Raw genomic sequence first — 15,356 nt, forward strand, 5'->3', positions numbered from 1 at the left:
CAACTTCAGATACGATGAATGATCCGGCGCGTCAACACGCGCCGGATAGGCGGAAGTGTCACCCGGAGAAGGTCTTTCGTCCCCTGACCTTTTGTCCCGTCCCGACTAATGACCGCATATTTTAAATCATTAGTTTAAAATAAATCAACGTATCGTGTTTCCTCGGCGGATATGGACCAGAACACGCCATACCGGGCAATCACCTTTACAAAGACCGGCGGCGGGCCCCATCATGTCGGCATCGCAACAGCGGCAGGGAACGATGGAACCGCACTTCACATGGGCTCGGCAAAACGTGCTGGCCTGCCATGACTGCGACCTGTTGCTGAACCGTCCGGCCCGACCGGGCCGTTTCGCCTGTCCTCGATGCGGCGCGGTGCTTGGCGACAGCGACGGCCACGCCCCGGAAACCTCGCTGGCGCTGGTGCTGGCCGGCGTGATCGCCTTCATCATCGCCAACGCCCATCCAGTGGTCGGACTGGACGCCAACGGACTGCGTTCGTCGACCACCCTGATCGGTTGCGCCCTGACGTTGTTCGACCAGCAAATGCCGGCCATCGGCGCGCTGGTGCTGTTCACGGCCGTGCTGGTGCCGGCCCTGGAGCTTGGCGCGCAGCTGTATCTGCTGGCGCCGCTCTGCCTGGGACTGAGACCTCCGGGCTTTGCCAGGATGATGCGGCTTGCGCGCGTGGCGCACCCATGGGGGATGGTGGAGGTGTTTCTGCTCGGCACCCTGGTCGCCCTGGTCAAGCTGGCTCACCTTGCCCGCGTCGAGCCGGGCATCGGACTGTGGTGCTTTTTCGCGCTGATCACCCTGCTCGCCGCCAATGCCAGCCGCTTCAATCCGGCCCTGCTCTGGGAACGTTACGCCTCATGCCGGCCGCTCACCTGAAAAACGCCGCGGCGCGCGGGCTCTGGCTGTGCCACGGATGCGGTTTGCTGTCGCGGGTCCGCGCCGAGCCGTGCGTTTGTCCGCGTTGCGGCGCGGCGCTGCATGCCCGCAAACCCGCCGGCCTCGCCCGCGCCTGGGCCTTTCTGATCGCGGCGATGATCCTCTATCTGCCCGCCAACCTGATGCCGATCATGCTCACCGACACCCTCACCGGCTCGCAGCGCGATACCATCATGAGCGGCGTCGCCTACCTGTGGGCCACGGGGTCCTGGCCCCTCGCGCTGGTGGTGTTCGTCGCGAGCGTGCTGGTGCCTCTGCTGAAAATGCTGGCCATGCTGTTCCTGCTCGTCAGCACAGGCCGACGCTCCCGTTGGGCACCGCTGCAGCGCACCCGGCTTTACCGGATGCTCGAATCCATCGGGCCGTGGTCGATGCTGGATATTTACGTCGTGGCGCTGCTTGTCGCCCTTGTGCAACTCAAATCGCTGGCGACGATCCATGCCGGCCCCGGCGCCATCGCATTCGGCGCCGTTGTGGTATTGACCATGCTGTCGGCGATGAACCTTGACCCCAGACTGTTCTGGGACGAAGACGGACACTCCGATGACTGAATCCGGTGACGACAACACCCTGCCCGAAGCCGTTCCCGCGCCGCGCCGTCGCTGGTCGCCGCAATGGGTCTGGCTGATTCCCGTACTGGCCGCCGCGATCGGCGCCTGGCTCGCCGTGCATGCCATTTTGTCCCGCGGCCCGACCATCACGATCGCGTTCAAAAGCGCCGAAGGACTCGAAGCCGGCAAGACGCGCATCAAATACAAGGATGTCGACATCGGCGAGGTCACGCGCATCCGGGTCAGCCAGGACCGCAAATCGGTGCTGGTGACGGCCGACCTGGTCAAGGAAGCGGAAGACTTCCTGGTCAAGGACAGCCGCTTCTGGATCGTCAAGCCGCGCATCGCCGGCGGCAGCGTGTCGGGGCTTGGCACCTTGCTGAGCGGAGCCTATATCGGCATGGATGTCGGCAAGAGCGGCGAGACCGTCAAAACCTTCACCGGCCTTGACGTGCCGCCCATCGTGACGGCCGATCTGCCCGGACGCCAGTTCCTGCTGAAGGCGGAGGACCTGGGCTCGCTGTCGGTGGGCACCCCCGTCTATTTCCGGCGCGTACCGGTGGGGCAGGTGGAGGCCTATGCGCTCGACCCATCGGGCAAAGGCATCAACCTCACCCTGTTCATCAATGCCCCCTACGACCGGTTCGTCACGCCGGACACCCGTTTCTGGCACGCCAGCGGTCTTGATGTTTCGATCGGAGCCAACGGACTCAAGATCAATACCGAGTCCCTGTCGGCCATCGCACTGGGCGGTGTCGCATTCGAAACTCCGTCGACGGGACTTGCGACACCGCCGGCCGCCCCATCCGGCACCGCTTTTCTGCTGGCGGCCAACCGGGAGCAGGCGCTGCAGAATCCTGACCGGGAAGTTCAGCCGCTACGGCTGACCTTCCGGCAGTCTTTGCGCGGCCTCTCGGTGGGCGCGCCGGTGGAATTCCGCGGCATCGTGGTCGGCGAAGTCACGTCAATCGGCGTGGAGTACGACAAGACGCGCCGCGACTTCAGCATGCCGGTGGAAATCCGCACATTTCCAAGCCGCATACGCGAACTGTTCGCGCCGGCCGAGCGCACGCAGGCCCTCGACCGCAAACTGAGTCCGGGCATGCTCGTCAAGCATGGCCTGCGCGCGCAACTGCGCATGGGCAGCCTGTTCACCGGCCAGCAGTACATCGCGCTGGATTTCTTCCCCGAAGCGCCTCCGGCGCGGGTTACCGCACGCAACGGCGTCATGGAGCTGCCCACGGTGGACGGCGATATCGAAGAGTTGCAGCGCACCGTGCAGCGCGTGGCGCGCAGGCTGGACAAGATTCCGCTTGACCGCATCGGACTTTCGCTGGAAAAAACCCTGGGCACGCTCGACAGAACCCTGTCGGTGTCAGGCGATGCCATGGGCCAACTGAACGGCAAGGTGTTGCCCGAAACGCTCAAGGCGCTGGAAGACCTGCAAAAGACGCTGCATAGCGCCGAAGCGAGCTTGCGTCCCGACTCCCCGATGCAGGAGGATGTGCGCGGCGCCATGCAGGAAGTCCGCGAAACGGCTCGCAGCGTGCGCGCCCTGTCGGACTATCTGGAACGACACCCGGAAGCCCTGATCCGCGGCAAGGAGAAAGACACACCATGAGAAGCCTGATCCTGGCCGGCTGCCTCGCCTTGGCCGGCTGCGCCTCCCCGCAGCCCCGCTACCATACGCTAAGAACCATGGCGCCGGACATTGTCCGGCCTCTGCCCTCATCCGGGGAGCTGCTGGTCGGTCCGTCCACCCTGCCCGCCGCGCTTGACCGGCCGCAACTGGTCATCGAGGCGGACGGAGGGTGGCGCATCCTGGAGCAGCAGCGCTGGCTCGGCGGCCTCGCGCGCTCCATTGATGAAACCGTCGCCGGCAATCTCTCCGCGCGCCTGAAAAGCGACAGAGTCCATGCCTGGCCGCAGCCAGGTCCCGATACGCGCCCGGTGCGACTCCTTATCGACGTAAAAAGTTTTGTCCTGCGGACGGGTTCCGAAGCCCGTTTGACGGTCGACTGGCGGCTGGTGGCGTCGAACAATGGCGCAATGCTCGCCACCGGGCATTTCACCGGCGCGTCGCGCGGCGGCGATACGTCCTCCCTGGTCGACGCCCAGTCGCGACTGCTGGGAGCGCTGAGCGACCAGATCGCAGAACGACTTGCCGCGCATCCCGAATGGATGGTGTCACGCTGAAAAGAAAAACGGCCGCGAAAAAGGAAGTCGATGGCGGCCGCAACCAAGAAAAGAGAAGAGAGAGTGAGCGAATTGCTAGGCTCGGATTCAGCTTAGTCCAGAGATCCGTTAACGGACTTGACCGGAGTCAAGCGCATGGCATAAAACATAGTGCAAACGTCTCTGCATGCGGCAGCGAATTCTGATAGAGTGCGCCGTCACTGTCAGGGAATCACCATGCACTTTACCGTATTCGACACCCCCCTTGTCCGTCCCGCCTTGCGTTTCATTTCGGTGATCGGCTTGAAACTCGCCGGCTGGAAACTGGACGGTGAATTCCCCTCCGCGAGCAAATACGTGATGATCGGCGCGCCACATACCAGCAATTGGGATTTCCCGCTGACGCTGGCCATCTGCTTCGCCGCCCGCGCGAAAATCTACTGGATGGGCAAGGCCTCGCTGTTCCGCGGTCCCGCCGGCCCCGTGATGCGCTGGCTTGGCGGCATTCCGGTGGACCGCAGCAAGCGCAACTCGCTGGTGGACCAGATGGTGGCCGCCTACGACCGCGCCGACCGGCTGGTGGTCGCCATTCCGCCGGAAGGCACCCGCAAGGCGGTGAAGGAATGGAAAACCGGTTTTTACTACATCGCGCTGGGCGCGCGTGTTCCGATCGCCCTCGCCTACCTCGACTACCCGAGCCGGCGCGGCGGTTTCGGCCCGATGATGATCCCCAGCGGGGACATTGATCAGGACATGACGGCCATCCGCGCCTTCTACAGCGACAAGCGGGGACGCCACGGTTAAGCAGACGCTGCCGCGATCATTTTTTGAAAGAGGCCAAGACGGCTCGTGACGACAATGGGGGCATTCCATTTTCGTTGCGACCGCCATGCCAGTTATCTTCCCTTTTAGCCGCTTCGGCACCCGGATTCCGGACCTCGTCCCGGAATGGGCCCAAACCACCTGGTCGACACTGACCGGCGCCCGCGGCGACACGGCCACCCCGCTTGACCAGACCGCCGCGCTCCAGAGCGAAGCGCGCACCGTGCTCGCCAAATCCGACCTGCGCCCCGGCGACATCCTGCTGTTCCTGCGCGACGGCAGCCCTCACCCGGTTCTTTCGCTCATCGAAGCCGGGCAAAAGCTCTCCGGCTTGAGTCCCCGGAGAAACAATACCGGCAGCGCGGACCGCGTGCATGCCGCGATCTGGGTCAAACACCCCGGCAATCCCGGCCGCACCGACCCCTTTGGCGAAGGCGAACCGGAAGTTGCCGAATTCCGGGCACCCTATGCGCTCAATACGGCCCTCTCCCGGGGGCGTTATCTCGTATTCCGTCCCCAACTCGCGGACGAAGCGTCCGACTGGGCCGCCCAGATCGCCATGAGCTGGGCTGAAGCGCGCGACCTGCCTTACAGCATGCTGTCGGCGGTACGCTCCATTGGCGGCAACTCGGATTTCACCGCCAAGGCGGAAGACAGCGCGCAAGCCTTCACGCGCCAGGCCTTCGATCCTGCGCGCGAATCGCTGAAACAGAATGGCGGGTTCTGCTCGATGTTCGTGCTCGCCGCCTTCCAGGCAAGCCTGGGTCTGAAGAACATCCCGCTGCCGCCTGGTTTGCGTGTTAATGCCCAGGAAACGTCGGTGCGCACCCTGGAGCATTTTTTGCGTTCCGACCCGGAGCATTTCTCCGTTCTGGGCGAGATTGTCATCCGCGAGCAGGACGTGCTCTACCACGACGACCCCTCCTGGAGCCGCCCGGGCGACGTCCCGCCAGGCGACGCCCCGCCGGGCGACAAGGCCGGCTCGCGGTGAAAAACGCGACCGGCGCCGGGGACGTGCCACGGCGCCGGTCGGGACGGGAGTCAACCGTTTCAGTGCTTGTTCAGGGCCGACACCACCGGCGAGGCATCGCCGCCGAGCACAACGTGAATCAGTCCGCTCGAGAAGGGCTGAACCGCCAGCGCGCCGAGCTTGCGCAATGCCGCTTCGTCGATGCCGCTGGCGTCATTGACCTCGACGCGCAGGCGCGAATGGGCCACGGCCTCCAGCGAACGCACGTTCGACTGGCCGCCCAGCGCGGCGAACCAGCCGGTGCGGTCGATATCGGCCGCTTCCGCGACGGTGGCGGCCTGAACGGGTTGGGCGCCACTCGTCGCGCCGCCGAGGGAGGTGCGAATTTCATCGGCCACCGAGTCCGCCTCCGGTCCGATCACGATCTGCACGACGTTCTTGGCGGGCTTGATGATACCGCGCGAACCGAGCGCCTTGAGCGCCGGCTCGTTGATCGCGCCATCATTGCCGACCACCAGACGCAGTCGCGTGGTGCAGGCATCCACCGACACCAGGTTGGCCGCACCGCCGAGCGCCAGGACGTACTCGCGCGCGCGGTCGGTGCCGCTGATCTCCGCCACCGGCGCCACGACGTTTTCTTCACGCCCGATGGTCATGAGGTTGAAGCGGCGGATAAAAACGTCGAACACCACGTAGTACACCACGAAGTAGGCGGCGCCGACCGGCAGGAGCAATTCGGCGTTCTGTCCCTTGCCGAAGGAGAGAATGTAATCGAACAGGCCCGCGGAAAAGGTGAAGCCCAGCCGCACGTGCAGTATGTGCATGATCGCGAGCGACAGGCCGGTCAGCACGGCGTGCACGCCATACAGCACCGGAGCGAGGAACATGAAGGCGAACTCGACCGGCTCGGTCACCCCCGTCAGGAAGGCCGTCAGCGCCATGGACAGCAGAAGGCCGCCCACCGCCTTGCGGTTTTCCGGGCGGGCGTTGCGGTACATCGCCAGGCAGGCCGCCGGCAAGCCGAACATCATGACCGGGAAGAAGCCCGCCATGAACCGTCCGGCGGTCGGGTCCCCGGCGAAGAAGCGCCACAGGTCGCCGGCCACGACCTTGCCTGCCGGATCGGTGAACGAACCGAACACGAACCACACCAGGGAATTCAGGATATGGTGCAGCCCGGTGACGATCAGCAGGCGGTTGAGCACGCCGTAAACGAACAACCCCAGCGAGCCGGCATCCAGCAGCCAGTGACCGATCTGGTCGATGACCTGCTGGATCGGCGGCCAGACGAAGCCCAGCACAATCCCGGCCAGAAGCAGCGTGAAACCGGTCACGATCGGCACGAAACGCTTGCCGCCGAAGAAGGCGAGGTAGGACGGCAACTTCACGTCCTTGTAGCGGTTGTACAGTAAACCCGCCACCACACCGGACAAAATACCGGCGAGCACCGACATGTCAGGCGCGATGGGTTTGCCCTTGCCGTCAAGGTGCACGAACCAGCGCAGGAACTCCGCCGGACCCTCCGCCTGCATGCCCTGCAGTTTGGTCGACATCAGCAGCAGCCAGTCGGGCGAGGCCTTGAGCACGGCGGTGAGCACCAGATAACCAATCGCGCCGGCCAGACCGGCCGTGCCGTTGTTGTCCTTCGCGAAACCAACCGCGACGCCGATCGCGAAAATCAGCGCGAGGTTGCTGAAAATCGCGTTGCCGGCCTGAGCCATCACCGCGATGTTGAGCAGGTCCTCCTGCCCCAAACGCAACAACAGGCCCGCAATGGGCAGCACCGCGATCGGCAGCATCAGGGCACGCCCGAGCTGCTGAATCCCGGCAAATTTGCTTAGGTTCATTTCCTGTCTCCTCCGTAAGATGATTGCTTCAGTGGTGCTGCCACAGCGCCGCGGCCCGCTCCCTGACGCTTCGGGCATCGTCAAGAAGCAACAGGCCTTCCGCGGCCTTGCGGCATTGCTCGATAGCGAGGCTCCGGACGCGAGCCTTGATTTCCGGGACCAGCACCGGCGCCACGGACAGTTCGGTGACGCCCAGTCCCAGCAGGACCGGCACGGCCAGCGAATCGGACGCCATCGCCCCGCACACGCCGACCCACTTTCCGTGCTTCCGCGCGCCGGCCACGGTCATGGCGATCAGGCGCAGCAAGGCCGGATGGAACGGGTCGAGCCGGTCGGCAAGTCCGGCGTGACAGCGGTCCATCGCCAGGGTGTACTGCGTCAGGTCATTGGTGCCGATCGACAAAAAATCCGCCTCGCGGGCAAGCTGGTCGGCGAGCACCGCCGCGGACGGCACTTCGATCATCACGCCAAGTTCCGGGCGCTCTCCGATGCCTGCCTCGGCGCACAGCGCGTCGATGCGTTCCCGCACGCGCCTGACCTCCGCGACTTCGGCGATCATCGGAATCAGGATGCGCAGCCGGGACAGCGGCTTGAGCGCCAGCAACGCGCGCAACTGGACGTCGAGCACCTCGGGGCGGGCGAAACCGGTCCGGATGCCGCGCAGGCCGAGCGCCGGGTTGTCTTCAGCAGGCAGCGGGAGATACGGCATGTCCTTGTCGCCGCCGACATCCAGGGTACGGACGATCACCGGCCGGTCGCCCAGCGCGTCGAAGACCGCCTGGCAGGCTTCGCGCTGTTCGTTTTCATCGGGCATGCTGTCGCGCTCGATGAACAGCAGTTCGGTGCGCAGCAGTCCCACGCCATCGGCGCCATGCTCCGCCGCTTCGGCCGCGTCCCCGGCATTGGCGACGTTGGCCGCCACATCGATGCGGCATCCGTCCTGAGTCAGGGCCGGGCCGCCGGCGTTTTCCAGAAGCTGCCGCCGGGTGTTTTCCCGTTCGGCGATCCGGGCCCGGGCCGCGTCCAGCTCCACCTCGCCCGGTTCCGGATCGAGCCGGCCCGCCGCGCTGTCCAGTATCACTCGCTGTCCTTCGGACAATTCGCGCACGCGCTCGCCCACCGCGACCAGCGTCGGCAGGCCCATGGCGCGGGCGATGATGGCCAGATGACTGGTCGCCCCCCCGCGGGCCAGCACCAGGCCGGCCAGCCGCTCGCGCGGCAGCCGGTTCAGATCGGACGGCAACAGGTCGTCGGCCACCACGATACTCTCCGGCGGCAATTCCGAAGGCAGTCCGTCGGGCATGCCCATCGCCACCAGCAGGCGGCGCCCCAGATCGCGCAGATCCGCGACGCGCTCGGCCAATAGAGGATTGCCCAACGCCAGCAGAACGCGTCCTTGCTCCTCCACGGCATCCCGCACGGACACCGACGCGCTCTTGCCCGCGATGACGCCCCGCTCGGCCAGCGCGATCAGTTCGGGATCGTCGGCGAGGGCCAAGTGGGCGGTAAAGATCGACTCCTCCGCCGCCGCGCGGCGCCGCGCGGCATCGGCGATGGCGGCCTGGATGGCTTCGCGCACGCTCACCAGCGCCTGCGACAGCCGGGCGAACTCCTCGTCCCGGGTTCCGGCGGTTTCCTCGACCACCAGCGCCACAGCGTCCAGGCGGTGGATGCGTCCGATCGCCATTCCGGCGGAAGCGCAGACCCCGGCGATACCACCGTCCGGGCCCGCCTGTGCCGCGGACGGCGCCGCGGCATGGTCACCGCGGGTCCGCGTCTGCAGCGCGCGAATCACCGCATCGGCCGCCGCGGCGGCATCCTCGCCGCGGGCCAGCACCGTGACATCGTCGTCCTCCCCCACACCCAACCCCATCAGCGCCACGACACTGCGCGCGCTGGCGCTGTGGCCGCGGTATTCGACCTGGATATCCGCCGAGAAAGCGCGCGCGGCGGCCTGAACCATGGCGGCCGGCCGGGCATGCAGCCCTCCCGCGTGCCGCACGATCGCGCTGGCGCGGGCTTCGGGTCCGTCGCCGCCGGCGGCCATCGCGCCGTCGCCCGGCCGCAGCAACCCGAGGCTGTCGACCCCCGCCCTTAGCTGGCCAGCGCGGGGTCGGCCGGACAGTTGCCCGCCCTCGGGCAGCAACACCAGTGTCACCAGCGAAACGGCCCGTCGCGCCACACGATCCAGATCGACCTCGACCAGGCACTGTCCGGCGCTGACCGTATCGCCCGCGGCGACATGGGCGGTAAACCCCTCTCCTCCGAGGTTCACGGTGTCGATGCCGATGTGGATCAGCACATCCACCCCGTCGCGGGTGGTCAGCGTCAGTGCATGGAAGGTGCGGGCCACCTGCCGCACCACGCCGTCGGCCGGGGCGAGAATCCGCGGTGACAGTGGCTCGATGGCCACGCCGTCGCCCATCATTCCCGCCGAAAACACCGGATCGGGCACGTTCTGCAGCGGGACGACAATACCGTCGACCGGGGCCAGCAGCGAAATCATGGAATCGCTCATTGTTATGTCTCCTCCGCCTGGAGCGGAATTATCGTGTGCAGGTCACCTTGGCCAGATGGCGCGGCTCGTCCGGATTCAGCCCGCGCGCTTCCGACAGGGCCGCGGCCATCAGGTAGAAACTCTGGATCGCCAGCAGCGGATCCAGCGCTTCGTCGGTGGCTGTGGACAACGTCAGATTCCGTTCCGGCACGGTTTCCGGCGCCGCGAGCAGCACCCGTGCGCCGCGCTTGCGCATATCGGCGGCCAGTTCGAGCAGTCCCGCCTGCTCCGGCCCGCGCGGCGCGAAAATCAGCAGCGGATAGCCTTCGTCGATCAGCGCCATCGGGCCATGACGGATTTCCGCGCTGCTGAAGGCCTCGGCCTGGATCGCGCAGGTTTCCTTGAATTTGAGCGCGGCCTCCAGGGCCACCGCGAATCCCAATCCGCGTCCGACCACCATGATCTGCTCGGCGCCGGTCAGCGCGTCCACGCCCGCGCTCCAGTCCTGGCGTGTCGCGGCGGCAAGGTCCTCGGGCAGCCGGTCGAGCGCATCGAGCAGCGGCGTATCCAGACGCCAGTGGGCGACCAGGCGCGCCACGGCCGACAGGGAGGTGATATAGCTTTTGGTGGCCGCCACGCTCTTTTCCGGGCCGGCGCCCAGCGGCACCACCCATTCGCAACAGTTGGCCAGCGGCGAGTCGGGACGATTGACGAGCGCGACGGTCATCGCGCCGGCCGCGCCCAGCGCGCTCATGGTGTCGACCAGATCGGGACTCTGCCCGGATTGGGACAACGCCACCGCAAGCTGTCCGTCCACCGCCAGCGGCGCCTTGTGCAAAGTGACCAGCGACATCGGCAGGGACACCACCGGCACGCCGCTGCGCTGCATGGCCAGGTAAGCGAAATAACTGGCGGCGTGATCCGAACTGCCGCGGGCCACGGTCAACGCGAACTGCGGATGGCGCGCCGCCAGCGCGTGAGCCAGCACGCCCAGCCGCTCGTCGGCGTACATTTGCTGCGCCGCGACCGCTTCGGGCGCGGACAGGGCTTCTTCAAGCATCAGTGAGGCCAAGACATTCCCCTTCCACATAGACTTCGATCAGATTCAGTCCCGCATCCAGCACCACAAGGTCGGCCCAGGCGCCGACCGACAGACGCCCGCGCTCGGAGAGCCCCAGGTAATCGGCCGGATACAGGGACAAGCGATGCGAGGCCTCTTCCAGCGACAGACCGATCGACACCAGGTTTTTCAGGGCCTGGTCCATGGTGAGCGTGCTGCCCGCGATGGTGCCGTCCGCCAGGCGCACCCCGCCCAGACATTTGGTGACGGTATGGGAACCGAGCTTGTATTCGCCGTCGGGCATGCCGGCGGCGGCGGTCGAATCGGTGACGCAGAACAGGCGCGGGATGGCGCGCAGCGCGGCGCGCATCGCCCCCGGATGCACATGCAAGAGATCCGGAATCAGCTCGGCGTACTCCGCATGGGCAAGCGCCGCGCCGACCACCCCGGGCTTGCGGTGATGCAGGCCGGTCATGGCATTGAACAGATGGGTGAAGCCGCTGGCGCCGTGATTGAGCGCGCAGACCGCATCCTCATAGGAGCCCAGGGTGTGGCCAAGCTGCACCCGGATGCCGCAGGCGGACAACTGGCGGATGATCTCCATATGGCCGGTGACTTCCGGCGCCAGCGTGATCAGGCGGATCGGCGCCAGCGAGCGGTAATAATCGATTTCGGCCCAGACCGCCTGACAGGCGTTGGACGGCTGGGCGCCGAGCTTGCCGGGGTTGATGTAGGGTCCTTCGAGATGCACGCCGAGCAGACGCGCCGCGCCGCTCTTGCGCGTGGCACAGCTGACGCCGAGCGCCGCGAGGACCGTCTCGATATCCTGCCTTGGCGCGGTCATGGTCGTGGCCAGCATCGATGTGGTGCCGTGCCGCGCGTGCAGCCGGGCCACCGTATCGGCGGCATCGCCGCCTTCCATGATGTCGGCCCCGGCTCCGCCATGCACATGCAGGTCGATGAAGCCCGGCAGCAGATAGCACTCGGCCCGCCCGCCTTCCGGCGCATTGCCATCGAGCCGGGCAATGCGTCCGTCGGCGATGTCCAGCCCGCCATCCAGCCAACCCGAGGAGGTCAGCATGCGTCCTGTCAGTTTCATACCCATCGTTTGAGCTCCGCGACAAAGTCGTAGTAGTCGTTACGACACCAGGTATCGGTCAATTCAATCAGCACGTTATCGGCGGTGTAGCCAAGACGGGTGATCAACAGCAGCGCTTCGCCTGCGCGAATCCCGCTCAGGGCGGCGATCTCTTCACTGGCGTTGACAGCGCGGATATGCTGCAGGGCGCGAACCACGGAATGGCCGAGCTGATCGAGATGCGCGTACAGCGATGAGCCGATGGCATTCGGATCGGGAAGGTAACTGGCGGGCAAGGTACTTTGCTCGATGGCCATCACCACGCCGTCGGCCAGACGCTGGCGCTTGAGTCTGACCACCTGGGCCGAGGGCGACAGGCCCAGCTTGATGACTTCTTCATGGGTCGGAACCGCGATAGTGCGCTCCAGCCATACGGATGACGGTTCGAAACCGCGCTGGCGCAGCAATTCGGTGAACCCTGTCAGGCGAGACATGGGTTGCTCGGTGCGAGGCGTGATGAAGGTTCCCGAACCGTGACGTCGGCGCACCAGGCCCTGCTCGATCAAAACGTCGAAAGCCTTGCGCGCGGTGACTCGGGAAATGCCCAGCTCTTCCGAAACGGTACGCTCGGAAGGCAGCGCCTCGTCGGCGCGCCACCACCCGGCATTGATGGCCGTCGCGAGCTTCTGGGCCAATTGCAGATAAAGCGGCGTCGACTGGCCCTCGTCGGGCTTCAGCGCATGCCAGCGATCATCCATGGTATTGCCTTGAGTATGAATTGTTATGACTCAAAACAGTAATACCACTTAAATACCAGGTCAACTATCGCCATCGAAAATCCAGCACATATATGACAAACACCACCCCATTTTCCCCATTTGACAACGCTTTCACCGGATAAAACCAATTCAATACCAGTTGCTGCGCCGCAACATCCTTCTTTTCGGCAAATCTTGCCTCTGTAGCGCTTAATGATGTATTTTGTATGCATCTTTAAATGCGAGACACCAACCATGACGTTTCTGCGCCTGGAGGAACCCTCCCAGCCTCCCGTCACAGGCTTGCCCCTGTTAAGGCTCGGCTTTCGCCCGTTTTATCTGCTGGCGGCCCTGTTCGCCGCCGTAGCCGTTCCGCTCTGGCTCGCCGCGCTGACCGGACATGCCCGGCTCCCCTGGGCCGGAGCCGCATGGCATGCCCATGAAATGCTGTTCGGCTTCGCCGCCGCGGTGATCGCGGGATTCTTGCTGACCGCCGTGCGCAACTGGACCGGCGCCGATACGATCGCCGGCGCGCCACTCGGCGCGCTCGCCACATTATGGGTCGCCGGCCGGCTAGCGCCGTGGTTCCTTCCCGGCTGGGCGGCCGCCGTGACCGATATCCTGTTTTTGCCGCTCGCCGCCTGGGCCGTCGCACATCCTCTGATCAAGGCGCGCAACCGGCGCAATACCTTCGTACCTTGCCTGCTGCTGGCGATGGCGCTGCTCAATATTGCCTGGCATGGCCTGGTGAACCGGGATCCGTTCTGGGCGATGACACTGCTCAAACTGCAACTGGGTCTGATCGCCACGCTGATGAGCGTGATCGCGGGGCGGGTCGTGCCGATGTTCACCCGCAACGCCATCGCGGGCGTCCGGCAAACAAGCCATCCCTGGATCGAACGCGCCAGCGCGCCGCTGACGCTCATCGGCTGGAGCGCCTGGGTACTGTCGCCGCATTCCGCGTGGCTTGCCGCGCCATTGGCGGGTATTGCGCTGATGCACGGCGTCCGTCTCATTGGCTGGGGCGCGCTCGCGACCGCCAGAAAACCCATCCTCTGGATCCTGCACGTATCGTGCGCTTTCGCCGCGCTCGCCTTTGCGGCCGCCGCCGCCGATTGCCTGTCGCTCGCGCCCGCCTCGCTCGCCATTCACGTGCTGGCGGTCGGTGGCATGGGAGGCCTGATCATCGGCATGGTGACACGCACGGCGCGCGGCCACACAGGCCGGCCGCTCACGGCGGGAAGAACGGAGTGCCTCGCCTACGCGTGCCTGGTGGCGGCCACCTTGCTGCGGACCGTGCCCCTGATTCTGCCGGCGCCGGGAGGCTACCTCGCCTGGCTCGATGCCGCCGCCGTCGCGTGGAGCGCCGCGTTCGCCGTCTACTTCATCCGCTATCTGCCGTGGCTTAGCGCGCCGCGCGTGGATGGAAAACCCGGCTAGGCCGCGCGAAGGGCCGGCAGCCGGGACGCCAGCAGGGTCGTCACGCCGGCGATCAGCCCCCAGAACGCCGACCCGACCCCGAAGAGCGTCATGCCCGAGGCGGTGACGAGGAACGTCACCAGCGCCGCCTCGCGGCCATCGGGGTCATGCAGCGCGGTCGCCAGGCCATTGCCGATGGTGCCCAGCAGAGCCAGTCCCGCCACGGCGCTGATCAGCGCGGCGGGGAATGCGGCGAACAGGGACGCGACCGCGGCCCCGAAGACACCGATCAGACAATAGAACACCCCGGCCATCACGGCCGCCACATAGCGCCGCGCGCGCTCCGGGTGTGCCTCTTCCCCCATGCAGATGGCGGCCGTGATCGCCGCGAGGTTGAGCGCGAACGCGCCGAACGGCGCGAGAGCCAGTGAAACAAGACCGGTAACGCCAATCACCGGCGAGACCGGAACCGCGAAACCGGAGGCGCGGATCACGGCGACACCGGGCACGTTCTGCGACGCCATGGTGACCATGAACAGCGGCAGCGCCACCCCGATCAGGGCGGACACGGACCAGGAAGGCATGACGAGTACCGGACTGGCGAGTTCCATGCGCAAGGCATCGGCATGCAAGCTGCCCTGCCAGGCGGCGATTATGGTGCCAAGAAGCAGCACGACAGGGATCGCGTAGCGTGGACGGTAGCGACGCATCACGAGATAAGCGGCGAACATGGGCAGCACCAGCGCCAGACTGCCCTGCATGGCGGTGAACACATTCATGCCGAAACGCACCAGCACGCCGGCCAGCATGCCCGAGGCGAGGCCGGGAGGGATGCGTTTCATGGCTTTTTCAAACACCCCGGAAAAACCGCACAGTGCGATCAGCAACCCGGACACCATGAACGCGCCCGTCGCCTCGGCGAGGGACACCCCCGCCATCGCGGTCAGCAGCACGGCGGCTCCGGGCGTCGACCAGGCCGTGACGACCGGCATCCGGTAGCGCAGGGACGGAAGGATGCAGGTCAGTCCCATCCCCCATCCCAACGCCCACATCCATGAGGCCTTCACCGCCGCATCGGCGCCGGCGGCTTCCGCGGCCTGAAAAACAATGACGGCGGAACTCGTGAAACCGACAAGCACGGTAACAAAGCCGGCGACGACGGCCGATAGCGATATATCCCGAAAAAAACCCATACAGCGCCTCCGACGAAATCGAATCGTCAAAGGT

At 65.8% G+C, this 15,356-nt stretch carries 13 protein-coding genes; 7 read left to right on the top strand and 6 right to left on the bottom strand.

Features of this window, described 5'->3' with window-relative positions; all coding sequences use genetic code 11:
* Positions 1–232: 232 nt before the first annotated feature.
* From JNO50_RS10455 to JNO50_RS10480, 6 genes are all read left to right on the top strand, one after another.
* Entirely contained in the window at positions 233–892 is a 660-nt protein-coding gene (locus JNO50_RS10455; RefSeq protein WP_215796339.1) for a paraquat-inducible protein A, read from the top strand.
* On the top strand, positions 874–1,503 hold the full coding sequence (locus JNO50_RS10460; RefSeq protein ID WP_189533047.1) for a paraquat-inducible protein A: 630 nt from the start codon (positions 874–876) through the stop codon (positions 1,501–1,503). Before JNO50_RS10455 ends, JNO50_RS10460 begins: the two co-directional genes overlap by 19 nt.
* Positions 1,496–3,124, top strand: a complete 1,629-nt coding sequence (locus tag JNO50_RS10465) for a PqiB family protein (RefSeq protein WP_189533049.1) — start codon at positions 1,496–1,498, stop codon at positions 3,122–3,124. Before JNO50_RS10460 ends, JNO50_RS10465 begins: the two co-directional genes overlap by 8 nt.
* Entirely contained in the window at positions 3,121–3,699 is a 579-nt protein-coding gene (locus tag JNO50_RS10470; protein ID WP_189533051.1) for a PqiC family protein, read from the top strand. Before JNO50_RS10465 ends, JNO50_RS10470 begins: the two co-directional genes overlap by 4 nt.
* Before the next feature lie 216 nt (positions 3,700–3,915).
* A complete protein-coding gene (locus JNO50_RS10475) occupies positions 3,916–4,482 on the top strand; it encodes a lysophospholipid acyltransferase family protein (protein WP_189533053.1) in 567 nt (188 codons plus the stop codon).
* An 85-nt stretch (positions 4,483–4,567) separates the two neighbouring features.
* Complete coding sequence (locus tag JNO50_RS10480; protein ID WP_189533055.1) at positions 4,568–5,491, top strand: hypothetical protein; 924 nt, start codon at positions 4,568–4,570, stop codon at positions 5,489–5,491.
* A gap of 59 nt (positions 5,492–5,550) precedes the next feature.
* Here JNO50_RS10480 and nagE read toward each other — a convergent pair whose 3' ends face one another.
* From nagE to JNO50_RS10510, 5 genes are read right to left on the bottom strand one after another with little or no spacing between them, the layout of a single operon-like run.
* A complete protein-coding gene (gene nagE / locus JNO50_RS10485; protein ID WP_189533057.1) occupies positions 5,551–7,317 on the bottom strand; it encodes an N-acetylglucosamine-specific PTS transporter subunit IIBC in 1,767 nt (588 codons plus the stop codon).
* A 28-nt stretch (positions 7,318–7,345) separates the two neighbouring features.
* Positions 7,346–9,835: a phosphoenolpyruvate--protein phosphotransferase gene (gene ptsP, locus JNO50_RS10495; protein ID WP_189533059.1), complete on the bottom strand. Its 2,490-nt coding sequence runs from the start codon at positions 9,833–9,835 to the stop codon at positions 7,346–7,348.
* A 28-nt stretch (positions 9,836–9,863) separates the two neighbouring features.
* The gene (locus JNO50_RS10500; protein ID WP_229804588.1) at positions 9,864–10,886 is read right to left on the bottom strand and encodes an SIS domain-containing protein; all 1,023 of its coding nucleotides are present in this window, start codon (positions 10,884–10,886) and stop codon (positions 9,864–9,866) included.
* Positions 10,867–11,979 (bottom strand): N-acetylglucosamine-6-phosphate deacetylase, encoded by a 1,113-nt coding sequence (gene nagA, locus JNO50_RS10505; RefSeq protein WP_215796340.1) that lies wholly within the window; start codon positions 11,977–11,979, stop codon positions 10,867–10,869. Before nagA ends, JNO50_RS10500 begins: the two co-directional genes overlap by 20 nt.
* Positions 11,970–12,710: a GntR family transcriptional regulator gene (locus tag JNO50_RS10510; protein ID WP_189533061.1), complete on the bottom strand. Its 741-nt coding sequence runs from the start codon at positions 12,708–12,710 to the stop codon at positions 11,970–11,972. Before JNO50_RS10510 ends, nagA begins: the two co-directional genes overlap by 10 nt.
* 255 nt (positions 12,711–12,965) lie before the next feature.
* Here JNO50_RS10510 and JNO50_RS10515 point away from each other — a divergent pair, with 255 nt between their 5' ends.
* Positions 12,966–14,150 carry an NnrS family protein gene (locus tag JNO50_RS10515; protein WP_189533063.1) on the top strand — a complete coding sequence of 395 codons (1,185 nt, stop codon included), beginning with the start codon at positions 12,966–12,968 and terminating at the stop codon, positions 14,148–14,150.
* Here the strand turns inward: JNO50_RS10515 and JNO50_RS10520 are convergent.
* Positions 14,147–15,322, bottom strand: coding sequence for a benzoate/H(+) symporter BenE family transporter (locus tag JNO50_RS10520; protein ID WP_189533065.1), 1,176 nt, complete (start codon positions 15,320–15,322; stop codon positions 14,147–14,149). The two genes, JNO50_RS10515 and JNO50_RS10520, sit on opposite strands and share 4 nt — an antisense overlap.
* Between the last annotated feature and the right edge of the window lie 34 nt (positions 15,323–15,356).

It is taken from the genome of Paludibacterium paludis (genome assembly GCF_018802605.1).
GTDB classification, from domain to species: Bacteria; Pseudomonadota; Gammaproteobacteria; order Burkholderiales; family Chromobacteriaceae; genus Paludibacterium; species Paludibacterium paludis.

Excerpts from the sequence above, each read along its gene's own strand:
- JNO50_RS10455 (WP_215796339.1), top strand. The coding sequence starts at position 233 with ATGTCGGCATCGCAACAGCGGCAGGGAACGATGGAACCGCACTTCACA.
- JNO50_RS10460 (WP_189533047.1), top strand. The coding sequence starts at position 874 with ATGCCGGCCGCTCACCTGAAAAACGCCGCGGCGCGCGGGCTCTGGCTG.
- JNO50_RS10465 (WP_189533049.1), top strand. The coding sequence starts at position 1,496 with ATGACTGAATCCGGTGACGACAACACCCTGCCCGAAGCCGTTCCCGCG.
- JNO50_RS10470 (WP_189533051.1), top strand. The coding sequence starts at position 3,121 with ATGAGAAGCCTGATCCTGGCCGGCTGCCTCGCCTTGGCCGGCTGCGCC.
- JNO50_RS10475 (WP_189533053.1), top strand. The coding sequence starts at position 3,916 with ATGCACTTTACCGTATTCGACACCCCCCTTGTCCGTCCCGCCTTGCGT.
- JNO50_RS10480 (WP_189533055.1), top strand. The coding sequence starts at position 4,568 with ATGCCAGTTATCTTCCCTTTTAGCCGCTTCGGCACCCGGATTCCGGAC.
- nagE (WP_189533057.1), bottom strand. The coding sequence starts at position 7,317 with ATGAACCTAAGCAAATTTGCCGGGATTCAGCAGCTCGGGCGTGCCCTG.
- ptsP (WP_189533059.1), bottom strand. The coding sequence starts at position 9,835 with ATGAGCGATTCCATGATTTCGCTGCTGGCCCCGGTCGACGGTATTGTC.
- nagA (WP_215796340.1), bottom strand. The coding sequence starts at position 11,979 with ATGGGTATGAAACTGACAGGACGCATGCTGACCTCCTCGGGTTGGCTG.
- JNO50_RS10510 (WP_189533061.1), bottom strand. The coding sequence starts at position 12,710 with ATGGATGATCGCTGGCATGCGCTGAAGCCCGACGAGGGCCAGTCGACG.
- JNO50_RS10515 (WP_189533063.1), top strand. The coding sequence starts at position 12,966 with ATGACGTTTCTGCGCCTGGAGGAACCCTCCCAGCCTCCCGTCACAGGC.
- JNO50_RS10520 (WP_189533065.1), bottom strand. The coding sequence starts at position 15,322 with ATGGGTTTTTTTCGGGATATATCGCTATCGGCCGTCGTCGCCGGCTTT.